General features: G+C 68.1%; 16 protein-coding genes and 1 tRNA gene. 6 read left to right on the forward strand and 11 right to left on the reverse strand.

Features of this window, described 5'->3' with window-relative positions; genetic code table 11:
- Positions 1–83 precede the first annotated feature (83 nt).
- Complete coding sequence (locus tag QNJ30_01960; GenBank protein MDJ0942201.1) at positions 84–827, reverse strand: hypothetical protein; 744 nt, start codon at positions 825–827, stop codon at positions 84–86.
- A 293-nt stretch (positions 828–1,120) separates the two neighbouring features.
- Here QNJ30_01960 and QNJ30_01965 point away from each other — a divergent pair, with 293 nt between their 5' ends.
- On the forward strand, positions 1,121–1,687 hold the full coding sequence (locus QNJ30_01965) for a hypothetical protein (GenBank protein MDJ0942202.1): 567 nt from the start codon (positions 1,121–1,123) through the stop codon (positions 1,685–1,687).
- A gap of 45 nt (positions 1,688–1,732) precedes the next feature.
- On the opposite strand, the gene mfd is transcribed toward QNJ30_01965, so the two are convergent.
- Positions 1,733–5,209 carry a transcription-repair coupling factor gene (mfd, locus tag QNJ30_01970; protein ID MDJ0942203.1) on the reverse strand — a complete coding sequence of 1,159 codons (3,477 nt, stop codon included), beginning with the start codon at positions 5,207–5,209 and terminating at the stop codon, positions 1,733–1,735.
- The gene (locus tag QNJ30_01975; GenBank protein ID MDJ0942204.1) at positions 5,193–5,480 is read right to left on the reverse strand and encodes a succinate dehydrogenase assembly factor 2; all 288 of its coding nucleotides are present in this window, start codon (positions 5,478–5,480) and stop codon (positions 5,193–5,195) included. The genes mfd and QNJ30_01975 overlap by 17 nt, the downstream gene beginning before the upstream one ends.
- Positions 5,481–5,727: 247 nt before the next feature.
- On the opposite strand from QNJ30_01975, the gene recG reads away from it, so the two are divergent.
- Together recG and QNJ30_01985 are read left to right on the forward strand one after the other, a co-directional pair.
- A complete protein-coding gene (gene recG, locus QNJ30_01980) occupies positions 5,728–7,809 on the forward strand; it encodes an ATP-dependent DNA helicase RecG (GenBank protein ID MDJ0942205.1) in 2,082 nt (693 codons plus the stop codon).
- A gap of 32 nt (positions 7,810–7,841) precedes the next feature.
- Positions 7,842–8,642, forward strand: a complete 801-nt coding sequence (locus tag QNJ30_01985) for a fumarylacetoacetate hydrolase family protein (protein MDJ0942206.1) — start codon at positions 7,842–7,844, stop codon at positions 8,640–8,642.
- A 23-nt stretch (positions 8,643–8,665) separates the two neighbouring features.
- On the opposite strand, the gene QNJ30_01990 is transcribed toward QNJ30_01985, so the two are convergent.
- The 7 genes from QNJ30_01990 to QNJ30_02020 form a co-directional block, all read right to left on the reverse strand.
- Positions 8,666–9,568 (reverse strand): DUF1186 domain-containing protein, encoded by a 903-nt coding sequence (locus tag QNJ30_01990; protein MDJ0942207.1) that lies wholly within the window; start codon positions 9,566–9,568, stop codon positions 8,666–8,668.
- Between the two features lie 156 nt (positions 9,569–9,724).
- The gene (locus QNJ30_01995; GenBank protein ID MDJ0942208.1) at positions 9,725–11,113 is read right to left on the reverse strand and encodes an amidohydrolase family protein; all 1,389 of its coding nucleotides are present in this window, start codon (positions 11,111–11,113) and stop codon (positions 9,725–9,727) included.
- Between the two features lie 78 nt (positions 11,114–11,191).
- Positions 11,192–11,827, reverse strand: a complete 636-nt coding sequence (locus QNJ30_02000) for a hypothetical protein (GenBank protein MDJ0942209.1) — start codon at positions 11,825–11,827, stop codon at positions 11,192–11,194.
- 127 nt (positions 11,828–11,954) lie between these two features.
- Complete coding sequence (locus QNJ30_02005; GenBank protein ID MDJ0942210.1) at positions 11,955–12,599, reverse strand: hypothetical protein; 645 nt, start codon at positions 12,597–12,599, stop codon at positions 11,955–11,957.
- Between the two features lie 122 nt (positions 12,600–12,721).
- The gene (locus QNJ30_02010; protein MDJ0942211.1) at positions 12,722–13,126 is read right to left on the reverse strand and encodes a YcgN family cysteine cluster protein; all 405 of its coding nucleotides are present in this window, start codon (positions 13,124–13,126) and stop codon (positions 12,722–12,724) included.
- Positions 13,127–13,140: 14 nt separating this feature from the next.
- Positions 13,141–14,586: a DUF502 domain-containing protein gene (locus tag QNJ30_02015; protein MDJ0942212.1), complete on the reverse strand. Its 1,446-nt coding sequence runs from the start codon at positions 14,584–14,586 to the stop codon at positions 13,141–13,143.
- Between the two features lie 97 nt (positions 14,587–14,683).
- Entirely contained in the window at positions 14,684–15,550 is an 867-nt protein-coding gene (locus QNJ30_02020) for an alpha/beta hydrolase (protein ID MDJ0942213.1), read from the reverse strand.
- 80 nt (positions 15,551–15,630) lie between these two features.
- On the opposite strand from QNJ30_02020, the gene QNJ30_02025 reads away from it, so the two are divergent.
- Together QNJ30_02025 and QNJ30_02030 are read left to right on the forward strand one after the other, a co-directional pair.
- Positions 15,631–16,686, forward strand: a complete 1,056-nt coding sequence (locus QNJ30_02025; protein ID MDJ0942214.1) for a 3-oxoacyl-[acyl-carrier-protein] synthase III C-terminal domain-containing protein — start codon at positions 15,631–15,633, stop codon at positions 16,684–16,686.
- The gene (locus QNJ30_02030) at positions 16,683–17,231 is read left to right on the forward strand and encodes an isoprenylcysteine carboxylmethyltransferase family protein (protein MDJ0942215.1); all 549 of its coding nucleotides are present in this window, start codon (positions 16,683–16,685) and stop codon (positions 17,229–17,231) included. The genes QNJ30_02025 and QNJ30_02030 overlap by 4 nt, the downstream gene beginning before the upstream one ends.
- Before the next feature lie 77 nt (positions 17,232–17,308).
- Here the strand turns inward: QNJ30_02030 and QNJ30_02035 are convergent.
- A tRNA-Leu gene (locus QNJ30_02035) sits at positions 17,309–17,395 on the reverse strand.
- A 449-nt stretch (positions 17,396–17,844) separates the two neighbouring features.
- On the opposite strand from QNJ30_02035, the gene QNJ30_02040 reads away from it, so the two are divergent.
- Positions 17,845–19,285, forward strand: a 1,441-nt coding sequence (locus QNJ30_02040; protein ID MDJ0942216.1) for a cadherin domain-containing protein, incomplete at its 3' end; no start/stop codon positions are given.

The following is a 19,285-nucleotide window of genomic DNA, read 5'->3' on the forward strand; positions in this document are numbered from 1 at the left end:
CAAGGAAAACAGAGGAATGAAAAATTCTCTCGACCCGGTGTTAAGAGTCTGTGCTGCACGGCAGACCTGGCCAGAGAGGCAATTCAGCCTGGCGCGCAGCGCGGCGCGGCCGTCGATGGCTGGGTGTCCTCCGGGAGCAGAGGCACCCCGCTCCGCTCGTGCACGACCGTCTCCGTGGTATAGATCGACCGGTACTTTCGGGAGAGATACCCAAGGACCGCAACATCGGTGTCGGCGTGCTTGCTGACAGAGCTCCCTTGTTCATCGATGAGCGGGTTTCTTGCGTAGGCATGGGAAATCTCGAAGCTGAACCCGGCGACGATGATGCGCTCGAAGCGCGCGACGGCCAGCCCGAGCGCGATCGCCACCAGACCGGTCGAGGGATTCTTGCGTTCGATCACATCCGCAATCGCGCCGTCACGGTCGCAGAGACCCTCGATGAGGTTCAGATACTCCTCCAAAGGCCAGCTGATGAAGCGATCGTAGCCATAGTCGAGCGACCGCAGCCGACGGCGGATGTACGCCGGCTGCATCTTGTAGGTCCGCAAGCGGTTCCAGGCTCGGCCCAAAGCCGTGCGCCCGCGTATCGGCCGTGGATAGACGTAGAGATCACCCGTGTGCAGGCCGCGCAGCGCCTCCAGCGCAAGGTCGTTCGCCGCCTTGTGCCCGGAAGTGAGAATGGCCGACATCACCGTGAACGAGGGCGCGCGCAGGCCGTGGGCGATCGCCGAGCGGGCCGAGGCGTTGGCGCAGGCGAGCGCATCGTAGCTGCCCTCCGGCGGCAGAGCGGGCTCCGGTTTCGAGCCTAGAACGAGCAGTGTCGACATTGGCCTGGCACGATTCGCGCTGTGTTCCGGGGACAGAAGCTGCCTTCCAACCTCGCCGGGTGTTAGCCGCAGGGGTAATGGCCGTCAAGCCTTGCCCTTGGTCCAAGGGTTGGGTGCCACGCCGGTCACCGAGGCCTGCCGAATGCATCTGCCCACTGCCCCTGCATCGACGATGCGGGCGCCTTACAGTCCGAGCAAATATGGCATGAATTTCGCGCACAGGTAGTAATTCTGTCGCCCGCTACACAGACGCGCGTCACACCCAGCCTTGGGGTACCTTCAGGGTTGGAGAGATGCTTGACTACACGACTTTGGATGCAACTCTGCAAAATAGAAATCCCATTTCTTTCAGTATGATAATAGGATTCATTCAATCCGATTCTCTGGATGAGCTCAACCGCGTTTTCCCCGAGATCTCGGGACCGGGGAACTACCCGATCGAATGCCTGGGCCTTGGTTCGGCCTTCGAACGCTTCGTCGAGGACCTCAAGGGGCCAGAGATGACCCGGTGCTTTCCGAAGAAGTTCGGATTCGATCTGACCGGCTTCGAAATCCTGGCCGCGGCGCCAAGAGTAATGCCAGGAGTCCGACAGTGCGATTTACACAGATTGCACAAGGTCGTCACGATCTTGTTCTACTTCAACAAGGAACGGCCACACGAGGGCGGACGCCTGAGACGCCTGCGCTCCGCCGACGATCTGCAGGACTACGAAGCGGAGGTCTCGCCCGAAGTGCGGTGCGATGCTGGCTTTCCGGCGCAGCAAGTGCTCGTACCACGGCCACAAGCCCCTCCGCGGCCACCGCCGCATCCTGCAGATGCACTGGGTCGATCCGAAGCTGGTCGCCAAGAAGACGCGTAAGCGGCGGTCGCTCTGGTGGACGACCCGCGAGGCGCTGGGAATGGGCTAAGCGGCCTCCTTCGCCACCTTGGCCAGATCGATCAGCAGGCGCCGTGCGCCTTCGAGGCGGGCCTGGGCGGTCTCCCAGTTGCGCCGATAGACCAGGCGCTGGTCCGGCCGCAGCTTCACCAGGCCGGCCTGCGCGCCGATGAAGGCGACCAGGGCGGCCGGGTTGGCGAACTCGTCCTTGTGGAAGGCGATGACCGCGCCCTTGGGTCCGGCGTCCAGCTTGGCGACGTTGGCCTCGCGGCAGAGCTGCTTGATCGCGATCACGTTCAGCAGGTTCTCGACCTCCTCGGGCATCGGCCCGAAGCGGTCGACCAGCTCGGCCGCGAAGGCGTCGATCTCGCCCTGGCCGACCAGGGTGGATAGCCGTCGGTAGAGGCCCAGGCGAACATTGAGGTCCCGGACATAAGCCTCTGGAATCAGGACCGAAGTCCCCAGTGAGATCTGCGGCGTCCAGCTCTCGGCCTCGGCCGCCTCGCCGGCCTGGCCGCGGGCCGTGGCCACGGCTTCCTCGAGTATGGCCTGGTAGAGCTCGATGCCGACCTCGCGGATGTGGCCGGACTGCTCCTCGCCCAGCAGGTTGCCGGCGCCGCGGATGTCCAGGTCGTGGCTGGCCAGGGTGAAGCCGGCGCCCAGGGTGTCCAGGGTCTGCATGACGTCGAGCCGACGCTCGGCCGCCGGGGTCAAGAGGCGGCCCGGCTTGAGCGTGAAGTAGGCGTAGCCGCGCAGCTTCGAGCGGCCGATTCGGCCGCGCAGCTGGTAGAGCTGGGCCAGACCAAACATGTCGGCGCGGTGCAGGATCAGGGTGTTGGCGGTCGGAATGTCGAGGCCCGATTCCACGATGTTGGTGCTCAGCAGGACGTCGTAGCGGCCCTCGTAGAAGCCAGTCATCACGGCTTCCAAGGCGCCGGCGGCGAGCTGGCCGTGGGCCACGCCGACCTTGATCTCGGGCACCAGCTTCGTCAGCCGCTCCTCCAGCTCCGGCAGGTCCTCGATCCGCGGGCAAACGTAGAAGACCTGGCCGCCACGGAAGTGCTCGCGCAGGATCGCCTCGCGGACGATCACCGGGTCGTAGGGCAGGACGAAGGTCCGCACCGCCAGGCGGTCGACCGGCGGGGTCGCGATCAGGCTCATGTCGCGCACCCCGGACATGGCGAGCTGCAGGGTCCGCGGGATCGGGGTCGCGGTCAGGGTCAGCACGTGGACGTCGGCCCTGAGCTGCTTCAGCCGCTCCTTCTGCTTGACCCCGAAGTGCTGCTCCTCGTCGACGATCAGCAGGCCCAGCCGCTTGAAGGAGATCGATTTGGCCAGCAAGGCATGGGTGCCGATCACGATGTCGACGCTGCCGTCCTCGATCCCGGCCTTGGTCGCCGCCGTTTCGGCCGGCGGCACCAGGCGCGAGAGCTGGCCGATGTTGAGGGGCAGGCCAGCGAAGCGCTCCCTGAAGTTGCGGCTGTGCTGCCGGGCCAGCAGGGTGGTCGGCACCACGACCGCCACCTGCAGGCCGGTCATGGCGGTGACGAAGGCCGCGCGCAGGGCGATCTCGGTCTTGCCAAAGCCGACGTCGCCGCAGATCAGTCGGTCCATCGGCCGGCCGGAAGCAAGATCCTCCAGGGTGTCGGCGATCGCGTCGAGCTGGTCGTCGGTCTCCGGATAGGGAAAGCGGGCGCAGAACTCCTCGTAGAGCCCCTCGGGCGGGTTCAGGACTTCCCCCTCCTTGAGCTCCCGGGCGGCCGCGATCTTGATCAGCTGGTCGGCGATGTCCTTGACCCGCTGCTTGACCCGCGCCTTGCGCGCCTGCCAGCCGCCGTGGCCCAGACGGTCCAGGTCGACCGCGGTCTCCTCCGAGCCGTAGCGCGACAGGACCTCGATGTTCTCCACGGGTACGAAGAGCCGGTCGCCGCCCTGGTAGATCACCTTGAGGCAGTCGTGCGGGGCGCCGCCCACGTCCAGCGCCACCAGCCCTTCGTAGCGGCCGATGCCGTGCTCGACGTGGACCACGAGGTCGCTCTCCTGCAGCGAGGAGACCTCGGTCAGGAAGTTCTCGGGCCGCCGGGCCCGGCGGGCCGGCCGGGCGATGCGCTCGCCCAGGATGTCCTGCTCGGTCAGCAGGGTGGCATCCTCGGAGCGGAATCCGCGCTCTACGCCCAGGGTCACCAGGGCGACGCTCTGAGGCGCCAGGCCCGCCGCCTCGGCCCAGCTGCCCGCGGTCTCCAGGCCGGCCAGGCCGTGTTCACGCAGCAGGGTCCCCAGGCGGTCGCGGGAGCCGTCGCTAAAGCCGCCGATCAGCACCCGCCGGCCCTTGCCTTGCTCGGCCGCGACGTAGGCGCGGACCGAGTCGTAGAGACCTTCGCCGCCCTGCGCCCGGGCCTCGGCAAAGTCCTGGCCGGAGCGGCCGCCGCCGCTGACCACGCCCGTGGCCTCAGGCGGTGCGGCGAAGGGCGAAAGCTGACCGACCGCCCGGCCCTCCAGGCCCCGCTCCCAGTCCTCGGCCGAAAGGTACAGCCGCGCCGCCGGCAACGGGTTGTAGTTGCTCTCGCCGCCGGCCTCGCGGGTCATTTGCCGGGCCTCGTAGAAGTCGGCGATGGTCTCAAGGCGCGCGTTGCGGACCTCCTCGGCCTGGTGGTCCAGCAGCACCGGCGCCTCGCCGATCAGGTCGAAGAGGGTCTCCATCTCTTCGTAGAACAACGGCAGCCAATGCTCGATGCCGGCGTAGCCGCGCCCAGCGCTGACCGCCTCGTAGAGCGGGTCGCCACCCTTGGAGGTCCCGAAGGCCTCGCGGTAGCCGGTGCGGAAGCGGGCGATGCTGGCCTCGTCGAGGATGATCTCCGAGACCGGCTTGAGGACCGCTTCGCCGCGGCTGCCGCTGCTGCGCTGGGACAAGGGGTCGAAGGCGCGGATGCTCTCGATCTCGTCGCCGAAGAAGTCTAGCCGGAGGGGCGCCGGATCGCCCGGCGCGAAGACGTCGACCAGGCCGCCGCGCAGGGCGTACTCTCCGGCCTCCCCGACGGTCTCGACCCGCAGGTAGCCGTTGTCGGTCAGGAAGGCGACCAGGGCGTCCGGCGAGACCGCCGCGCCCGGCGCCAGGCGCAGCAGGCGGCCCTCGAAGGCGCGGCGCGGCGGGATCCGCTGCAGCGCCGCGTTCACCGTGGTCAGGACGGCCCTCGGAGTCTCCGCACCCTCGCCGGCCATCAGCCGGGTCATGGCGTCCAGACGCTGGGCCACGATGTCGCGGTGCGGCCCGACTCGGTCGTAGGGCAGGCAGTCCCAGGCCGGGAAGCGGACCACCTCCAGCTCCGGTTCGAAGAAGGCCAGCAGTTCGGCGACCCGCGCCAGGCGGGCGTCGTCGCGCGCGATCAGCAGGACCCGGCGCTGCTCCCGCGCGGTCGCGGCGAGCAGACGGGCGTCCTGGCCTTCGGGCGCGTCCGCGACGAGGAGGCGCCCGGGCCCGGAGAAGACGTTACCGGCCGGAGTCAAGGTTCGCTGCTGCGTGATCGAAGTTGAGAAGGAGTCGCATGACCGGGCTGTCGGCCTCGGCCGGCAGGGGCTCGCGGCCGCTGATCCAGCCCATGAGGTCGGGATCGGGCAGCTCGAGAATCGCCTCGTAGAGGTCGAGCTGGTCCGAATCGAAGCCCGCAAGATGGGCGTCCGCGAAGCGGCCCATCAGCAGGTCGTTCTCCTTGGTGCCGCGGTGCCAGCTTCGGAAGCGCAGGCGCTTGCGGCGGTTCTCCAGGTTTTCCGAGGTCATTGCGTGCTTTGCGGACTGAGGCCTTGTCGATCTCGGCTAGGATATAGAAGCTTTCCCCCGGCTTGTCAGCGACCCAGAGGCCAGCGGCAGCCGAAATATCGGAGACCCGCGGCCATGTCCGAGCGCTCGCCCTTCGACCAGCTCAGGACGAGGCCAACGGTCTGGCCGGCAACTCACCGCTCCTCATCCTGAGCCTGTCGAAGGGTGAGGGCCGCATGCTCGGCTGCAGAAGGGAGTGAACTGACCCTTGCGCCCGGAAGTCCTCTACCCCCTCTTCGCCCCGGTCACCAGCCTGCCGGGGGTCGGGCCGCGCCTGGCCAAGCTCTTCGAGCAGCTCGCCGGGGCCCACGTCCTGGACCTCTGCTGGCACCTGCCGAGCGGCCTGATCGACCGCCGCTACGCGCCCAAAATCGCGGCCGCCGAGCCCGGCCGCATCGCCACCCTCACCGTGAAGGTCGGACAGCACCGGGTGCCACACACCCCCCGCCAGCCCTACCGGGTCACCTGCCGCGACGAGACCGGCAGCCTGGACCTGGTGTTCTTCCACGCCAAGGCGGACTACCTGCAGAAGATCCTGCCCGAGGGCGAGACCCTGCTGGTCTCCGGCAAGGTCGAGGTCTTTCACGACCGCCTGCAGATCGCCCACCCGGACCACGTCACCAGGCCCGAGGAGCGCGGCAGCCTGCCCAAGGTCGAGCCGGTCTATCCCCTGACCGCCGGCCTCAGCCTCAAGACCGTCGGCAAGGCGGTAAGGGCCGCCCTGGCCGAGGCGCCCGAGCTGCCGGAATGGCTCGACGCCGCCCACCGGCAGCGCCAGGGCTGGCCGGCCTGGCGCGACGCCTTGCGCCGGGCCCACGCCCTGGAGGACGAGCGCGACCTCGCGCCCGAGGCCCCCGCCCGCGCCCGCCTGGCCTACGACGAGCTGCTGGCCAACCAGCTCGCCCTGGCCGTGGTCCGCGCCCGCCAGCGGCGCCAGCGCGGCACCCCGGTGGTCGGCGACGGCCGCCTGCGCGACAAGGTGATCGCCGCCCTGACCTACGACCTGACCGGCTCGCAGCGCAGGGCGCTGCAGGAGATCGACGCCGACCTGGCGGCGCCGGTGCGGATGCTGCGCCTGCTCCAGGGCGACGTCGGCAGCGGCAAGACCATCGTCGCCCTGCTGGCCATGCTGGCCGCGGTCGAGGCCGGCTACCAGGCGGTCCTCATGGCGCCGACCGAGATCCTGGCCCGCCAGCACCACGCCACCATTGCGCCCCTGGCCGAGGCCGCCGGGCTCGAGGTCGCGCTCCTGACCGGCCGCGACAAGGGCAAGGCCCGGGAGGCGATCCTCGGCCGCCTGGCCGAGGGGTCGGTGCAGATCGCGGTCGGCACCCACGCCCTCTTCCAGGACGACGTCGGCTTCGAGAACCTGGGCTTTGCGGTGATCGACGAGCAGCACCGCTTCGGAGTCCACCAGCGCATGCTGCTGGCCGAGAAGGGCCGCAGCGTCGACGTCCTGGTCATGACCGCGACCCCAATCCCGCGCACCCTGATGCTGACCGCATACGGCGACATGGACGTCTCGCGCCTGACCGAGAAGCCGGCCGGGCGCCAGCCGATCGACACCCGGGCCCTACACCTGGAGCGCCTGCCCGAGGTCGAGGACGCCGTCGCCCGCGCCCTGGACAAGGGCACCAGGGTCTACTGGGTCTGCCCCCTGGTCGAGGAGTCCGAGGCGGTCGACCTGGCCGCGGCCGAGGACCGCTTCGCCGCCCTGCAGCGCCGCTTCGGCGCCCGCGCCGGCCTGGTCCACGGCCGCATGAAGGGCGCCGAGCGCGACCAGGTCATGGAAGCCTTCAAGTCCGGCGGCCTCGACCTCCTGGTCGCGACCACGGTGATCGAGGTCGGGGTCGACGTGCCCGAGGCAACCATCATGGTGATCGAGCACGCCGAGCGCTTCGGCCTGGCCCAGCTGCACCAGCTGCGCGGCCGCATCGGCCGCGGCACGGCGCGCTCGACCTGCCTGCTGCTCTACCAGGCGCCCCTGGGCGAGGTCGCCCGCGCCCGCATCGAGATCCTGCGCGAGACCGACGACGGCTTCCGCATCGCCGAGGAGGACCTGCGACTGCGCGGCGCCGGCGAGCTGCTCGGCACCCGCCAGAGCGGCCTGCCCCGCTTCCGCATCGCGGACCTGGAGGCCCACGCCGAGCTCCTCGCCGCCGCCCGCGACGACGCCACCCTGATCCTGGAGCGCGACCCCCAGCTGAAGGGCGACCGCGGCCAGGCGCTCCGAACCCTGCTGTACCTCTTCGAGCGGGACGCGGCGGTCCGGTATCTGAGGTCTGGATAGCTAGGCCCGGATCAATGAAGAAGGACCAGAGGATGGACCAGGACAAGGTAACTCGCATCGCCCGGCGGATCTTCGAGGCGAACCGGGCACGGGAGCGCTTCCGGTCGCTGCGCGGGGCCGAGACGCCGGAGTCGCTGGAAGAGGCCTACAGGATCCAGGACGAGGTCCATCGGCTCTTCGAGACCGAGGCCGGCATGGGCCCCCTGGGCGGGCACAAGATCGCGCTGACCTCGCGGGCGGTGCAGGAGCTTTGCGGCGTCGACCAGCCGGCCTACGGCAAGGTCTTCGCCAAGACGATCCGGCGCTCGCCGGCCCAGGTGAAGCTCTCGGACTACCTTCGGCTCGGCCTGGAGTTCGAGGTCGCGGTCGAGATCGCCCACGACGTGTCCGCAGCCGCGGCGCCCTGGACCCGCGAGAGCATCGGGGCCCACGTCGCCGCCGTCCTGCCCGCCTTCGAGCTCATCGACGATCGGGGCGCCGACTACGGCGACCTGGACGCCGCCTCGATCCTCGCCGACCGCTGCTGGTGCGCCGGCGTGGTTCTCGGGCCCCGGGTCGAGGCCTGGCAAGGGCTCGACCTGGCCGCGGCACCGGTCGCGCTGACCTGGAACGGCGAGACGGTCGAGCGGGCCGTGACCGGCGATTCCATGGGCCATCCCTTCGAGGGCCTGGCCTGGGTCGCCAACCACCTCGCCGGCCGTGGCCAGGCGTTGCGCGAGGGCGAAATCGTGATCACCGGCTCCGCGCTCAAGACCCGCTTTCCGGAGCCCGGCGACAGGGTCACCTACCGGATCAAGGGCCTTGGCGGCGTGTCCCTCTCCGTCGAGCCCTGACCCCACGGATGGCCATGTAGACATCACTGCAGGCAGCAGCGCTTGAACTTCTTGCCGCTGCCGCAGGGACAGGGATCGTTGCGGCCGACATGGCGGAAGGGATTGCTGGCCGGCTCAACGTAGAAGGGATCCGGATCCAGCTCTTGCCGCAGGCGCTTCAGCTCCTGCTTCCGCTCTCGCTCCTGCAGGTAGGCTGCGGAAAAACCGTACCAAGTCGAGAGTTCCTCGATGACCTCCCCGAAGAGCGCGAACTCTTTGTCACCCTGACGACGGGGCTCGCCGGGACGGGCGATGCCCCGAGCGAGGTCTTGCTCGAAATGCGGGAAGCCGAGCCATTGCGGATCGATGAAGCGGCGGTCGAAGGCCTCCTTGACCAGATCTTTAAGCTCCTCCAGCCCGAGCAAGGCGATCGCGCTCTGCCAACCCTGCCAGACAAAGCACTCGGCCTGCGGCAAGAGGCTTTTGGCACAATCCCGGAGGAACTGCGCCGCTTCTTCGCGTGGCAGCCGACCGTCGAGCACCACCATGGCGACCGCCTCGCACATTCGAGAGCGCAGATACTCCTCTGCCGCTGGATCGCGTATGATCTCGTAGAGCGGTTGAGGGTCTCCGTCGAACACGGCCGCCATCACCCGGTGGCTCGTGATGGTGATGCTCTCTCCAAGGAGCTCGTCGACATCCTCGGGCGGACATCGCAACAGGCGAGCGAGAGGCCGATAAGCCGAGGTCTCGCGCCATTCTCCAAAAAGATGAAAGACCAGGAACAGCGGCGTAGCAGCCAGGCGCTGGGCTTCGTCACCGTCGACGTAGGCCTCGACTTCCGCCAGGAAGCGGGGCAGCAATTCGCCGCGCTGCGCTGTGGCTGCTCGTAGCGCCTTCTTCGGCAGACCGTCGAAGTAAGTCAGCTCGCGGAGAATCTCTTCCACATGCATGGTCTTTGGGCCAATTCGAATCTCTCGCTAGAACTGGAACGGCAGCTGCGACTCCAAGGCGTCTGCTTCTAGCAAGACATCCGGGGACCGGGCCGGAGTCAATCGGCCTTTCGGCAGATGCCAAGCCCTTGTCGTTGTTCCCTGTCGCCGCTAGACCGGCGATCCGCCCCGCGCCTTCAGGTTCGCCAGGTACTCCCGCCGGGTCTTGGGGCCGTAGGTCCGGAAGTGTGGGTCCGGGTCCTGGCGGTACTCGGCGCGGCGGCGCTGGAGGTCGTCGTGGCGGGCGCGCTTCAGGATCTCGGCAACGTCGAGGCCGTAGGGCCTGGCGGCGTTGAGGCCGAAGATGCGGGCCCTGAGTTCCGGCGTCATCTTGGGATAGCCGTAGGCCTCCTGGAATTCCTCGGAGATCTGGAAGCTGCGGAAGGCCTGGATCTGGTCCTGGGGCGAGCCGTACCAGATGCAGTCGGAGCCGTAGAGCACGTTCGCCTCGCCGATGTGCTTCACCAGCTTGCCGACGATGTGCGCCGCCATCTCCGGGTTGCGCAGGGCGAAGCGCCAGGTCGAGCCGAGCTCGGCGTAGACGTTGGCGTTGCGCCTGACGCCGTTGTCCTCGACCGAGCGGATCAGGGCGTCGACCCCCTCGCCCCGCTCCGGATCGTAGGGCCCTTCGGACTTTCCGGTAATGAATCCAGAGTGATAGACGAGGAAGTTCACGTCCGGATACATCTTTGCGACCACCCCGATGTCGCTCGCCAGGCTGTGCTCGTAGGACTCCCGGCCGAAGGGCAGGCCCTTGTGGACGCAGATGTTTTTGACCCCTAGCTCGCGGGCCTTCTCGATCATCTCGAGGCCCGGGTCGTCGCTGAGGAAGAAGCCGCGGCCGTCGGGACCCCACTGGGTGTAGCACTTCCAGGCGGAGACGCCCCAGGTCTCGGCCAGCTCGTCCATGCCCTCCAGGTCGCCCGGCTGGTTCGGATTGGCCCGGCCGTGGAGCAGCAGGCGCCGCGAGCCCTCCAGCTTCTCGACGATGCGCCGGGTCTCGTCGGCCTCCTGGATGGTCAGCAGCTCCTTCTCGCGCCGCGAGGGGATGAAGGACAGCACCATCATGTCGGTATCGGAATCGAGGAAGATGTCCTTGATGAACTGCTCCGAGCCGCCCAGGCCGACCCGCCCCAGGCCGTGCCGTCCGACGAAGTGCCCTTGGACGTCGAAGACGAACTCGCGCCCCTCCAGGCCCTCCAGCGCCGCCTCGGGATCCAGGGCCGCCGTCCGGTCGAGCTCGAAGAAACCGCCGCGCCGACCGGCTTCGGCGCTGGCCTCGTTGAACGCCAGCAGGGTGCTGGCGGCCCCGCAGGCGGAGATCATGAAGCTGCGGCGGTCAAGGCCACGGCGCCGGGCGTTCTCCCCCGCCTGCGCCTGCGCCAGCGAGTTGGCGCGGCGACTCACGGCATCCAGGGGCACCGGCTCGAACTCGCCGTTGGAGGTTGAGTCCAGTTTGATCGGCAGACGCTTGCCTTCGGGGTCCGATTTGGCGGCCATGGCGAAACTCCTCGTGATGAGTCCCCTCCTACTGTGAGATGGTCAGCCCGGGCCGTGCCGCCAGCGCTTGGCCGGCGATTATGGCCGCAACACCTTGACCGTGCGCCGGAGTTCCTGCGTGAGCTTGGGGCGGTTGTAGCCGTGGTACTCGCCGTCGACCGGGTTCTCGGCGTTTTCCAGGTAGGCCCGCTCGGTGGCGCCCGAGGCCGGGTCGAGGGCGATGAAGGCAGGTATCGGCCCGCCGATCACGGCCTCGGTGCCGATGTCGGTCATTACCTGCTTCGCTTCGGCCTCCTGCTCGGCGTTGATGTGCACCAGGATGAAATTGTCGCTCATGGTCTTCGCCAGCTGCCTCGAGAAACCGAGGTCCAAGTGGTCGATCTGCTCTTTCTGGACGCCGATATTGCCGTCGAAGTACTGGTCGATGACACCGCACCAGATGCAGGAGTCGGCGCCGTAGTCGATCAGCAGCAGCTTGTTCTCGACGGCGGCGTGATCGCGGGCCCTTTGGAAGATCTCCTTCTGCGGCAGGCAGGTGGCGAAAAGGCTGCCCGCCGGCTGCTTCGGGCACAGCAGCGCCACGTTGGGATAGCTGACCAGCCCGTAGCGTCCGACGGTGTAGTAGTCCGAGTCCAGGTCCGTCGCGCCCGGGCTCTGCGGCGCGGCCATCAGGACCAGCAGAAGCAGGGACAGACCTAGGGTCTTGCGTCGCATTTGGCCCTCCGGGGCTTGGCGTCGGTACCTGGGCCCAAGCGGGCCCAAGCCGGCGACTGGCGCATCCGTAAGCCCAGATTCGACTGCAGATTCTTGGCGACTTCAAGGCTGCGCAGTCGCGACGGGGTCAGCTGCTCCGCCGGACCATCGACGCCGCGCGCAGCAGTTCCTTCAGCATCTCGACACGGTCATAGCCGACATAGCCCGCACCGGCCGGCACCTCCGCCTCGACCAGACGGGCCTCCTCGAGGGCGCCGGACCTGGGATCCAGCACGACGAAGACCGGGACCGCCGGCCGGACCCAACGGCCCGCGCCGATCTCTTTCATGAGGGGTGTCGTCTCGGCCTTCTTGTCTGAATCGACGTGGAGCACAACGAAGGTCTCGGCGACGAATTCGGCCAGGTTCCTGGCCAGCCGCAGGTTGCTTTCCGGCGAGCCTTGCTCCTGCTTGCTCACCGCGCCCTCCAGGTAGCGATCGCTGACCTTGCACCAGACGCACCAGTCGGCGCCGTAGCCGATCAGCAGCAGCTTCTCGGAGCCAATGGCGTGGTCGCGGGCCTTCTGAAAGAGTTCGCGCTGCTTGCGACAGCTCGCGTAGACGTCCCTGGGCCCCTGCGCCGGGCAAAGCGCGCCGACGTTCGGATACTTGACCAGCCCGTGGTCACCGACCGTGAAGTAGTCGGGCTCGGCGGCTACGGTCGGGGCCGAAAGCGCGCCGGCGACCCAGAAAGCGAATAAAACAGTGACCGGGAGTGGCAGGATCCTCTTCACACCACAGTTCCTTTAAATGGCTAGAGGGTTAATCTTTCGCCGCCACGTGGATATTATTTTGCAGTCACTCGGCAAACACAAGACCAAATTACTCAATACCAGCCTTGACGGCGCCCAGGGCCTCACTCCGGCCAATCGGCCTCGTCCTCGCCGATGACCTCGCCGCGCATCGAAGGCCCCTCGCTGTGCACCCGTTCCGGGTCGCCGCAGACCAGGTGGTGCCACTCCGGCAGGTCCTGGCCGAAGGCCAACAGGCGGTAGGCGCAGGTCGGCGGCAGCCAATCGAGCCGGCGGACGTTGTCGGGCGTGATCCGCACGCAGTCCGGCACGTTGGCCTTGCGGTTGGGGTAGTCCGAGCAGCGGTGGCTGCAGAGGTCGAGAAAGCGGCAGGCCACGTTGGAGAGCGCGACCTCGCCGCTGTCCTCGTCCTCGACGCGGATCTGGCAGCAGAGCCCGCAGCCGTCGCAGAGCGACTCCCACTCCTCCGGGCTCATCTCTTCCAGGGTCTTGTCGTGCCAGAAGGCCACGTTAGGCCCCGTCCTCAGTCCCCCGGCGCCCCGGCGCGCCGGGGCTCCTCCCCGCTCTCGGCAGGTGCAGGCGCGTCGGACTCCTCGTCCGCGGGTGCTTCGGGTGTCACGATGCCGCCGGAGACGACCATCTTGATACCGTCCTCGACACTCATTTTCAGCATCCTGATCTGCTCGCGCGGGACGAAGATCAGGAAGCCCGAGGTCGGGTTCGGGGTGGTCGGCAGGAAGACGTTGACCCGATCTCCCGGGGCCGCGTCCGTAACGGTCGCGGCGGTGTCGCCGGTCAGAAAGCCGATCGCCCAGGCGCCAGGCCGGGGGAACTCGACCAGGACGACCTTGCGGAAGGCCTCGGAGGATTGGGCCAGGACCGTCTCGAAGATCTGCTTGGTGGCGCCGTAGATCGAGCGGACCACCGGGACCCGGGCCAGGAGCCGCTCGCCGCTGCCCATGACCAGGCGGCCGAGGAAGCCGGCGGTGATCATGCCGACCAGGGTCAGGCCGAGGAAGATCAGCACCAGCCCCAGGCCCGGGACACTGAAGGGCAGGTAGGTCGCCGGGTTCCAGGACGCGGGGATCTGCGGAATGACCCGGGAGTCCACGTAGGTGATGAACTCCAGGGCCAGCCAGACGGTGATCGCCGCCGGCGCGGTCACCAGGATGCCGGCCAGCAGGTAGTTGCGCAGACGTGCCATGAGCGAGAAGCGGCTGCTGCGGCGGGTCTCATGGGCTTCGGCCGCCTGCGCCTGCTCTGCCGCGGCCTTGCCGTTGCCCTCGGCCGGCGGCACCAGGCCGCTCGAGATCACCAGCTTGATGCCGTCGTCGATCCTGATGTCGGGATAGCGGACGTCGTCCTCCGGGACGAACAACAGGAAGCCGGTGGTCGCGTTCGGCGTGGCGGGCACGAAGATGTTCAGGACCGTCGCCTGGGTCACGTCCTGGACCTCGCCACTGGTCGTGCCGGTCAGGAATCCGACCGCCCAGACGTCGCGCCGCGGGAACTCGACCAGGACGGTCTCCCGGAAGGCCTGGGCGCGCTCGGCGAAGACCGCCTCGAAGACCTGCTTGGTGGCGTTGTAGACCGAGCGCACGATGGGCACCTGGTTCAGCAGGCGATCGCCCAGCCTGTGCAGCATCCGGCCGACGTAGCCGGCGGCGAACATGCCGATCAGGATCAGCAGGATAACCGCGACGATCAGACCCAGGCCCGGAATGCCGATCGGGATCAAGGCGAGCCAGTCCGGCGGAATCCAGGGCTTGACCAGGCCGTCGACGAAGCTCACGAAGCGCCAGGTGAGCCACAGGGTGATGCTGATCGGCGCGGCCACCAGGACGCCGGCGAAGAAATAGGTTCGCAGCCGCGCGACCAGCCCCCGGCGCTGACCGGGATGGCCGAGCAGTTCGGCCTGCGTGCGGGGCGCGTCAGCCCCGTCCGTCGAATGCTTGGCCTTCTTGATCACGCCCTCCGGCCCGCCAGGGTCTTGAAGTCGTTGTTGTTTCGGCCCGAGATCCCGCCCTCGAAAGCCTTCGCCCATATCAGCGTATAAGCCCCAATGATTAAAGGAAGGCAAGCAACTCCTTCAAGGTCTCCTCCGGCTCTTCCTCGGGCAGGAAATGACCGCAATCAAGAGCCCTGCCACGGACGTTCTCGGCCTTCTCGCGCCAGGTCGCGAGCACGTCGTAGGTCGCCGCCACCACCCCGCGTCCGCCCCAGAGGACCAGAAGCGGCGCGATGACCTTACGATCGCGGTCGGCGCGGTCATGCTCCAGGTCGATGCTGGCCGCGGCCCGGTAGTCCTCGCAGGTCGCCCGGATCGTTGCCGGATCGGCGAAGCAGCGCTTGTACTCGGCTACGGCCTCGGGCGCAAAGGCGCCGTCCCTGCGGCTCCAGGCCGCCAGCTTGCGCTCCAGGTAGTAGCCCGGGTCCGCCCCGATCAGCCGCTCCGGCAGGTCGAAGGGCTGGATCAGGAAGAACCAGTGGTAGTAGGCCCTGGCGAAAGCCATGTCGGTGTTCTCGTACATCGTCAAGGTCGGCGCGATGTCGAGGACCGCGACCTTTTCGAGACGACCGGCATGGTCCAGGGCCATGCGGTGCGCGACCCGGGCGCCGCGGTCGTGGCCGACAACGGAAAAGCGATCGAAGCCGAGTCCGGCCATGAGCTCGACCTGGTCATTCGCCATGACACGCTTTGAGTAATTCGTGTGACAATCGGTCCTTTCCGGTTTGCCGCTGTCCCCGTAGCCCCTAAGATCCGCCGCCACCACGGTGAAATGCTGCGCCAGAGTCGGCGCGGTCCTGTGCCACATGACGTGGGTCTGTGGATAACCGTGGAGCAGGAGGAGCGGAGGCCCCTCGCCGCCCTTGCGGTAGGCGATCTCGGTCTCGGAGGTCCGGTGTCGACCGCGTTCGAATCCGGGAAACATCGGGACGAAACTCCTCCCAGGCGGTGTTGATCGAGGTGCAGGCCCACAACCGGATGGAACCGAGGACAAGTTAGATCAGGATGGCCGAAGCGTCCCCCCCGAAGCTTCTTGGCCTGGCCACGGCGGTGCCTCCCTATCGCCTGGGCCAGCCTGAGATCGCGACCGTGTCGCGCCAGCTGTTCAACGGCCAGCGCGCGGAAATCGAACGCCTGATGCCGATCTACGCGAACGCGGGCATCGAAACCCGCTATTCCTGCGTGCCGCTCGAGTGGTATCTGGAGCCCGCCGGCTGGAAGGAGAGCAACCGGCTCTACGTCGAGAACGCCGAGCGCCTGCTCGTCGCGACCGCCGACCGGGCCCTGGAAGAGGCCGGCTGCGAACCTGGAGAGATCGACGCAATCGTCGCCGTGTCCACCTCGGGCATCACGACGCCCTCGCTCGACGCCCGGCTGATGAACCTCCTGCCCTTCCGTCCGGACGTCCACCGACTGCCGATCTTCGGTCTGGGCTGCGCCGGCGGCGTGCTCGGCCTGGCGCGGGCCGCGGCCATGGCACAGAGCCGGCCCGGCTCCAAGGTGCTCTTCCTTGTGGTCGAGCTCTGCGGCCTGACCTTCCGCAACCAGGATCGCTCCAAGAGCAACATCATCGCCACCGCGCTATTCGGCGACGGTGCGGCGGCCGCGGTGATCAGCTGCGATCCCCAGTCCGACGCGCCGTCCTTGGAAGCCTGGGGCGAGCACACCTGGCCGCATTCCCTGGACGTCATGGGCTGGCACATCGAGGACGACGGGCTCGGCGTGCTGTTCTCACGGGACATCCCGGCCCTGGTCCGCGGCCGTTTCCGCGACGTGGCCGAGGGCTTCCTGGGCCGTCACGGCCGCCGCCTGAGCGACATCGGCGGCTTCGTCTGCCATCCCGGCGGCGCCAAGGTGATGGACGCTTTGGAGGAGGTCCTCGGCGCCGAGGCGGGCGGCATGACTGCCGCCCGCGAGGTGCTGCGCGACTACGGCAACATGTCCGCGGCCACCGTTCTTTTCGTCCTGCACCGCAGCCTGGCCGAAGGCGCCAGGGGCGAGCAGCTCATGTCCGCCCTGGGGCCGGGCTTCACCGCCGCCTTCATGTTGGTGCAGCCATGAGCGCGCTGGGCAACGAGTTCGGCCTGGCCTGGGGCCTGCCGCAGATCGTCTTCCTCTTCGTCGCGGCCCAGCGGGTCATCGAACTGGGGATCGCCAAGCACAACGCCGCCCAGCTGCTGAGCGAAGGCGGTACCGAGATGGGCGCCCGGCATTACCCGCTCTTCGTGCTCCTGCACGGCGGCTGGCTGCTGGCGCTCTTCCTGGTGGTACCGGCGTCGTCTCCGGTGTCTCCTTGGCTGCTCGCCGGCTTCGGCCTACTCCAGATCGGCCGGATCTGGGTCATCGCCAGCCTCGGCCGCTACTGGACCACGCGGGTCATCACCTTGCCGGAGGTGCCTCTGATCCGGCGCGGCCCCTACCGCTACCTCCGGCATCCGAACTACCTGATCGTCACTCTTGAGATCGCGGTACTGCCCCTCGCCTTCGGCGCCTGGGAGCTGGCACTGGTCTTCAGCGGCCTCAATGCCGCCTTGCTGGCCCTGCGCGTCAAGGTCGAGAACGCCGCCCTGGCGCCGAGACAGGAGCTGGCGGGCAGCGGCGACTGATAGAGGAAGATTGTCCTGAACCTGAGCGCGTTCCGCGGCGGGTCGAGTGCGGGCGGGCCCGTCATGACCGGAAGGGCTGGTGCGGCTGAGAGGACTTGAACCTCCACGGGGTTGCCCCCACAGCGCCCTCAACGCTGCGCGTCTACCAGTTCCGCCACAGCCGCAGGATCCTGCGGGCCCTTCGCCCGCCTGACCGTCAGACCTCCTTGTTACGCATCTTTGGCTGCCGACTCAAGAGCGCGATAGGGCCGCCCAGGCGCCTTTCGGCTTGGCCGAACCCGGACCTGGGGCCGATCACGGCCAACCGGAGTCTCCGGCGCCGGAGCCCGCCGGTGCCGGTCGCCAAGGGACGCCGCACAGGGCATCCCGGGCCCTGCGTTCGGGAAAAGTTGTCACGACAAAAGTAATAGTAAGGGAAATCCCCGACATCTCAGCAATAATAACCATAAGATCCAGGCAAATTATTTCATTAACCCTTGAATTTAACGGTTTGTATCAATTCCCTGACGCACTCTAGGCAAGGGACCAGCTCAATGGAGCAGTCTCTTTGCCGTAAGGGAGTAGCACCTCCGGCCGAAGGAGCCGCGGGGTGCTGCCGGTCAGGAGGATCGGGATGGCGCGAGGGAAAGACACGGGGACCGAGTCCGCTGCCGGTGCGGGTCCCAACCCTCAGGATCAGTTGGACCTGGGCAGCGCGGCTCAGACGGGCGGCGACCTGGAAGACGGCTTCGAGACCCTGGAGCAGCAGCCCCAGGTCGAGGAAGACATCACCAACCCGAACATCCATTTCGGCAGCAATGTTGAGCCGGAGACCCTCGCCGAGGCACCGGAGGAAGGGGCGGAGGGCCCGGAGGGCAAAGACCAGGCAGAGCCGCCGGCAGACCCGGCTTCGGCCCTCGATCCTCTCCCCCCGGGGCAGGATCCCGCTGCGCTCGGCCCGCGCGGCGAAGACATCTTCTGGGAGCCCGGGCCCGACGCGCCCGCTCGCCGTCCGGTATTCTCCTCGGGGTCCCCGAGCCGAAGAGGCGAAGACCCGGTGTCGTCGGCAGCCGGCGACGACCCGCAGCCTTCCGCCCTGCCGTCCGGTGGCGGGGCCCGCAACGCTCAGCCCCAGGCGAGCGGCGAGGCCCTCGACGCCACCACGGGACCGACCGGCAATGCCGGCGGCGGAAGCGGCGGTGGCGGCAGCAGCGGTGGCGTCAGCATCTCGGGGCCACTCTCCATGACCGGGACCTCGGTCGACGAGAACGCGGCCGACGGCACCGCCGTGGGCAGCATCGCGCCGAGCCTGTCTTCCGGATCGCTGAGCTATACCTACAGCCTCGTCGACGATGCCGGCGGCAGGTTCGCGATCGACAGCACCACCGGCGCGGTCACCGTCGCCGACGGCTCGCGGCTCGACTACGAGGCGGCCGGAAGCCACAGCATTTCGGTCTATGCGGTGGGCTCCGATTCCAGCACCGCGATCGAGAGCTTCACGATCAGCCTCAACAATCTGAACGAGGCGCCCGAGGACCTGACCCTGAGCGGCAGTTCGGTGTCTGAAAACGCGTCGGACGGGACCGCCGTCGGCACCGTGGCGGCCAGCGACCCCGACGCCGGCGAGACCTTCGCCTACGCGCTGATCGACAACGCAGGCGGGCGCTTTGCCATCGATTCCGCCACCGGCGCGATCACGGTCGCAGACGGCTCCCTGCTCGATTTCGACAGCGACAGCAGCCACGACATCACGGTCCTGGTCGCCGACGGCAATGGTCTGACCTACACCGAGACCTTCACCATCGCGGTGACCGACCTGCCGGACAATCCGCCGAGCGATCTGAGCCTGTCCGGAACCTCGGTCGCCGAGAACGCTGCCGACGGCACGGTCGTGGGCACCGCCAGCGCGACCGACCCCGACGCCGGCGAGACCTTCACCTACGCCCTGACCGACGATGCCGGCGGCAGGTTCGCCATCGATGCCGCCACCGGCGAGATCACCGTCGCAGACGGCAGCCTCCTCGACCACGAGGCCGCCGCCAGCCACGACGTCACCGTCCGCGTCACCGACGGCG

The organism is Kiloniellales bacterium, assembly GCA_030066685.1.
Lineage (GTDB): Bacteria > Pseudomonadota > Alphaproteobacteria > Kiloniellales > JAKSBE01 > JAKSBE01.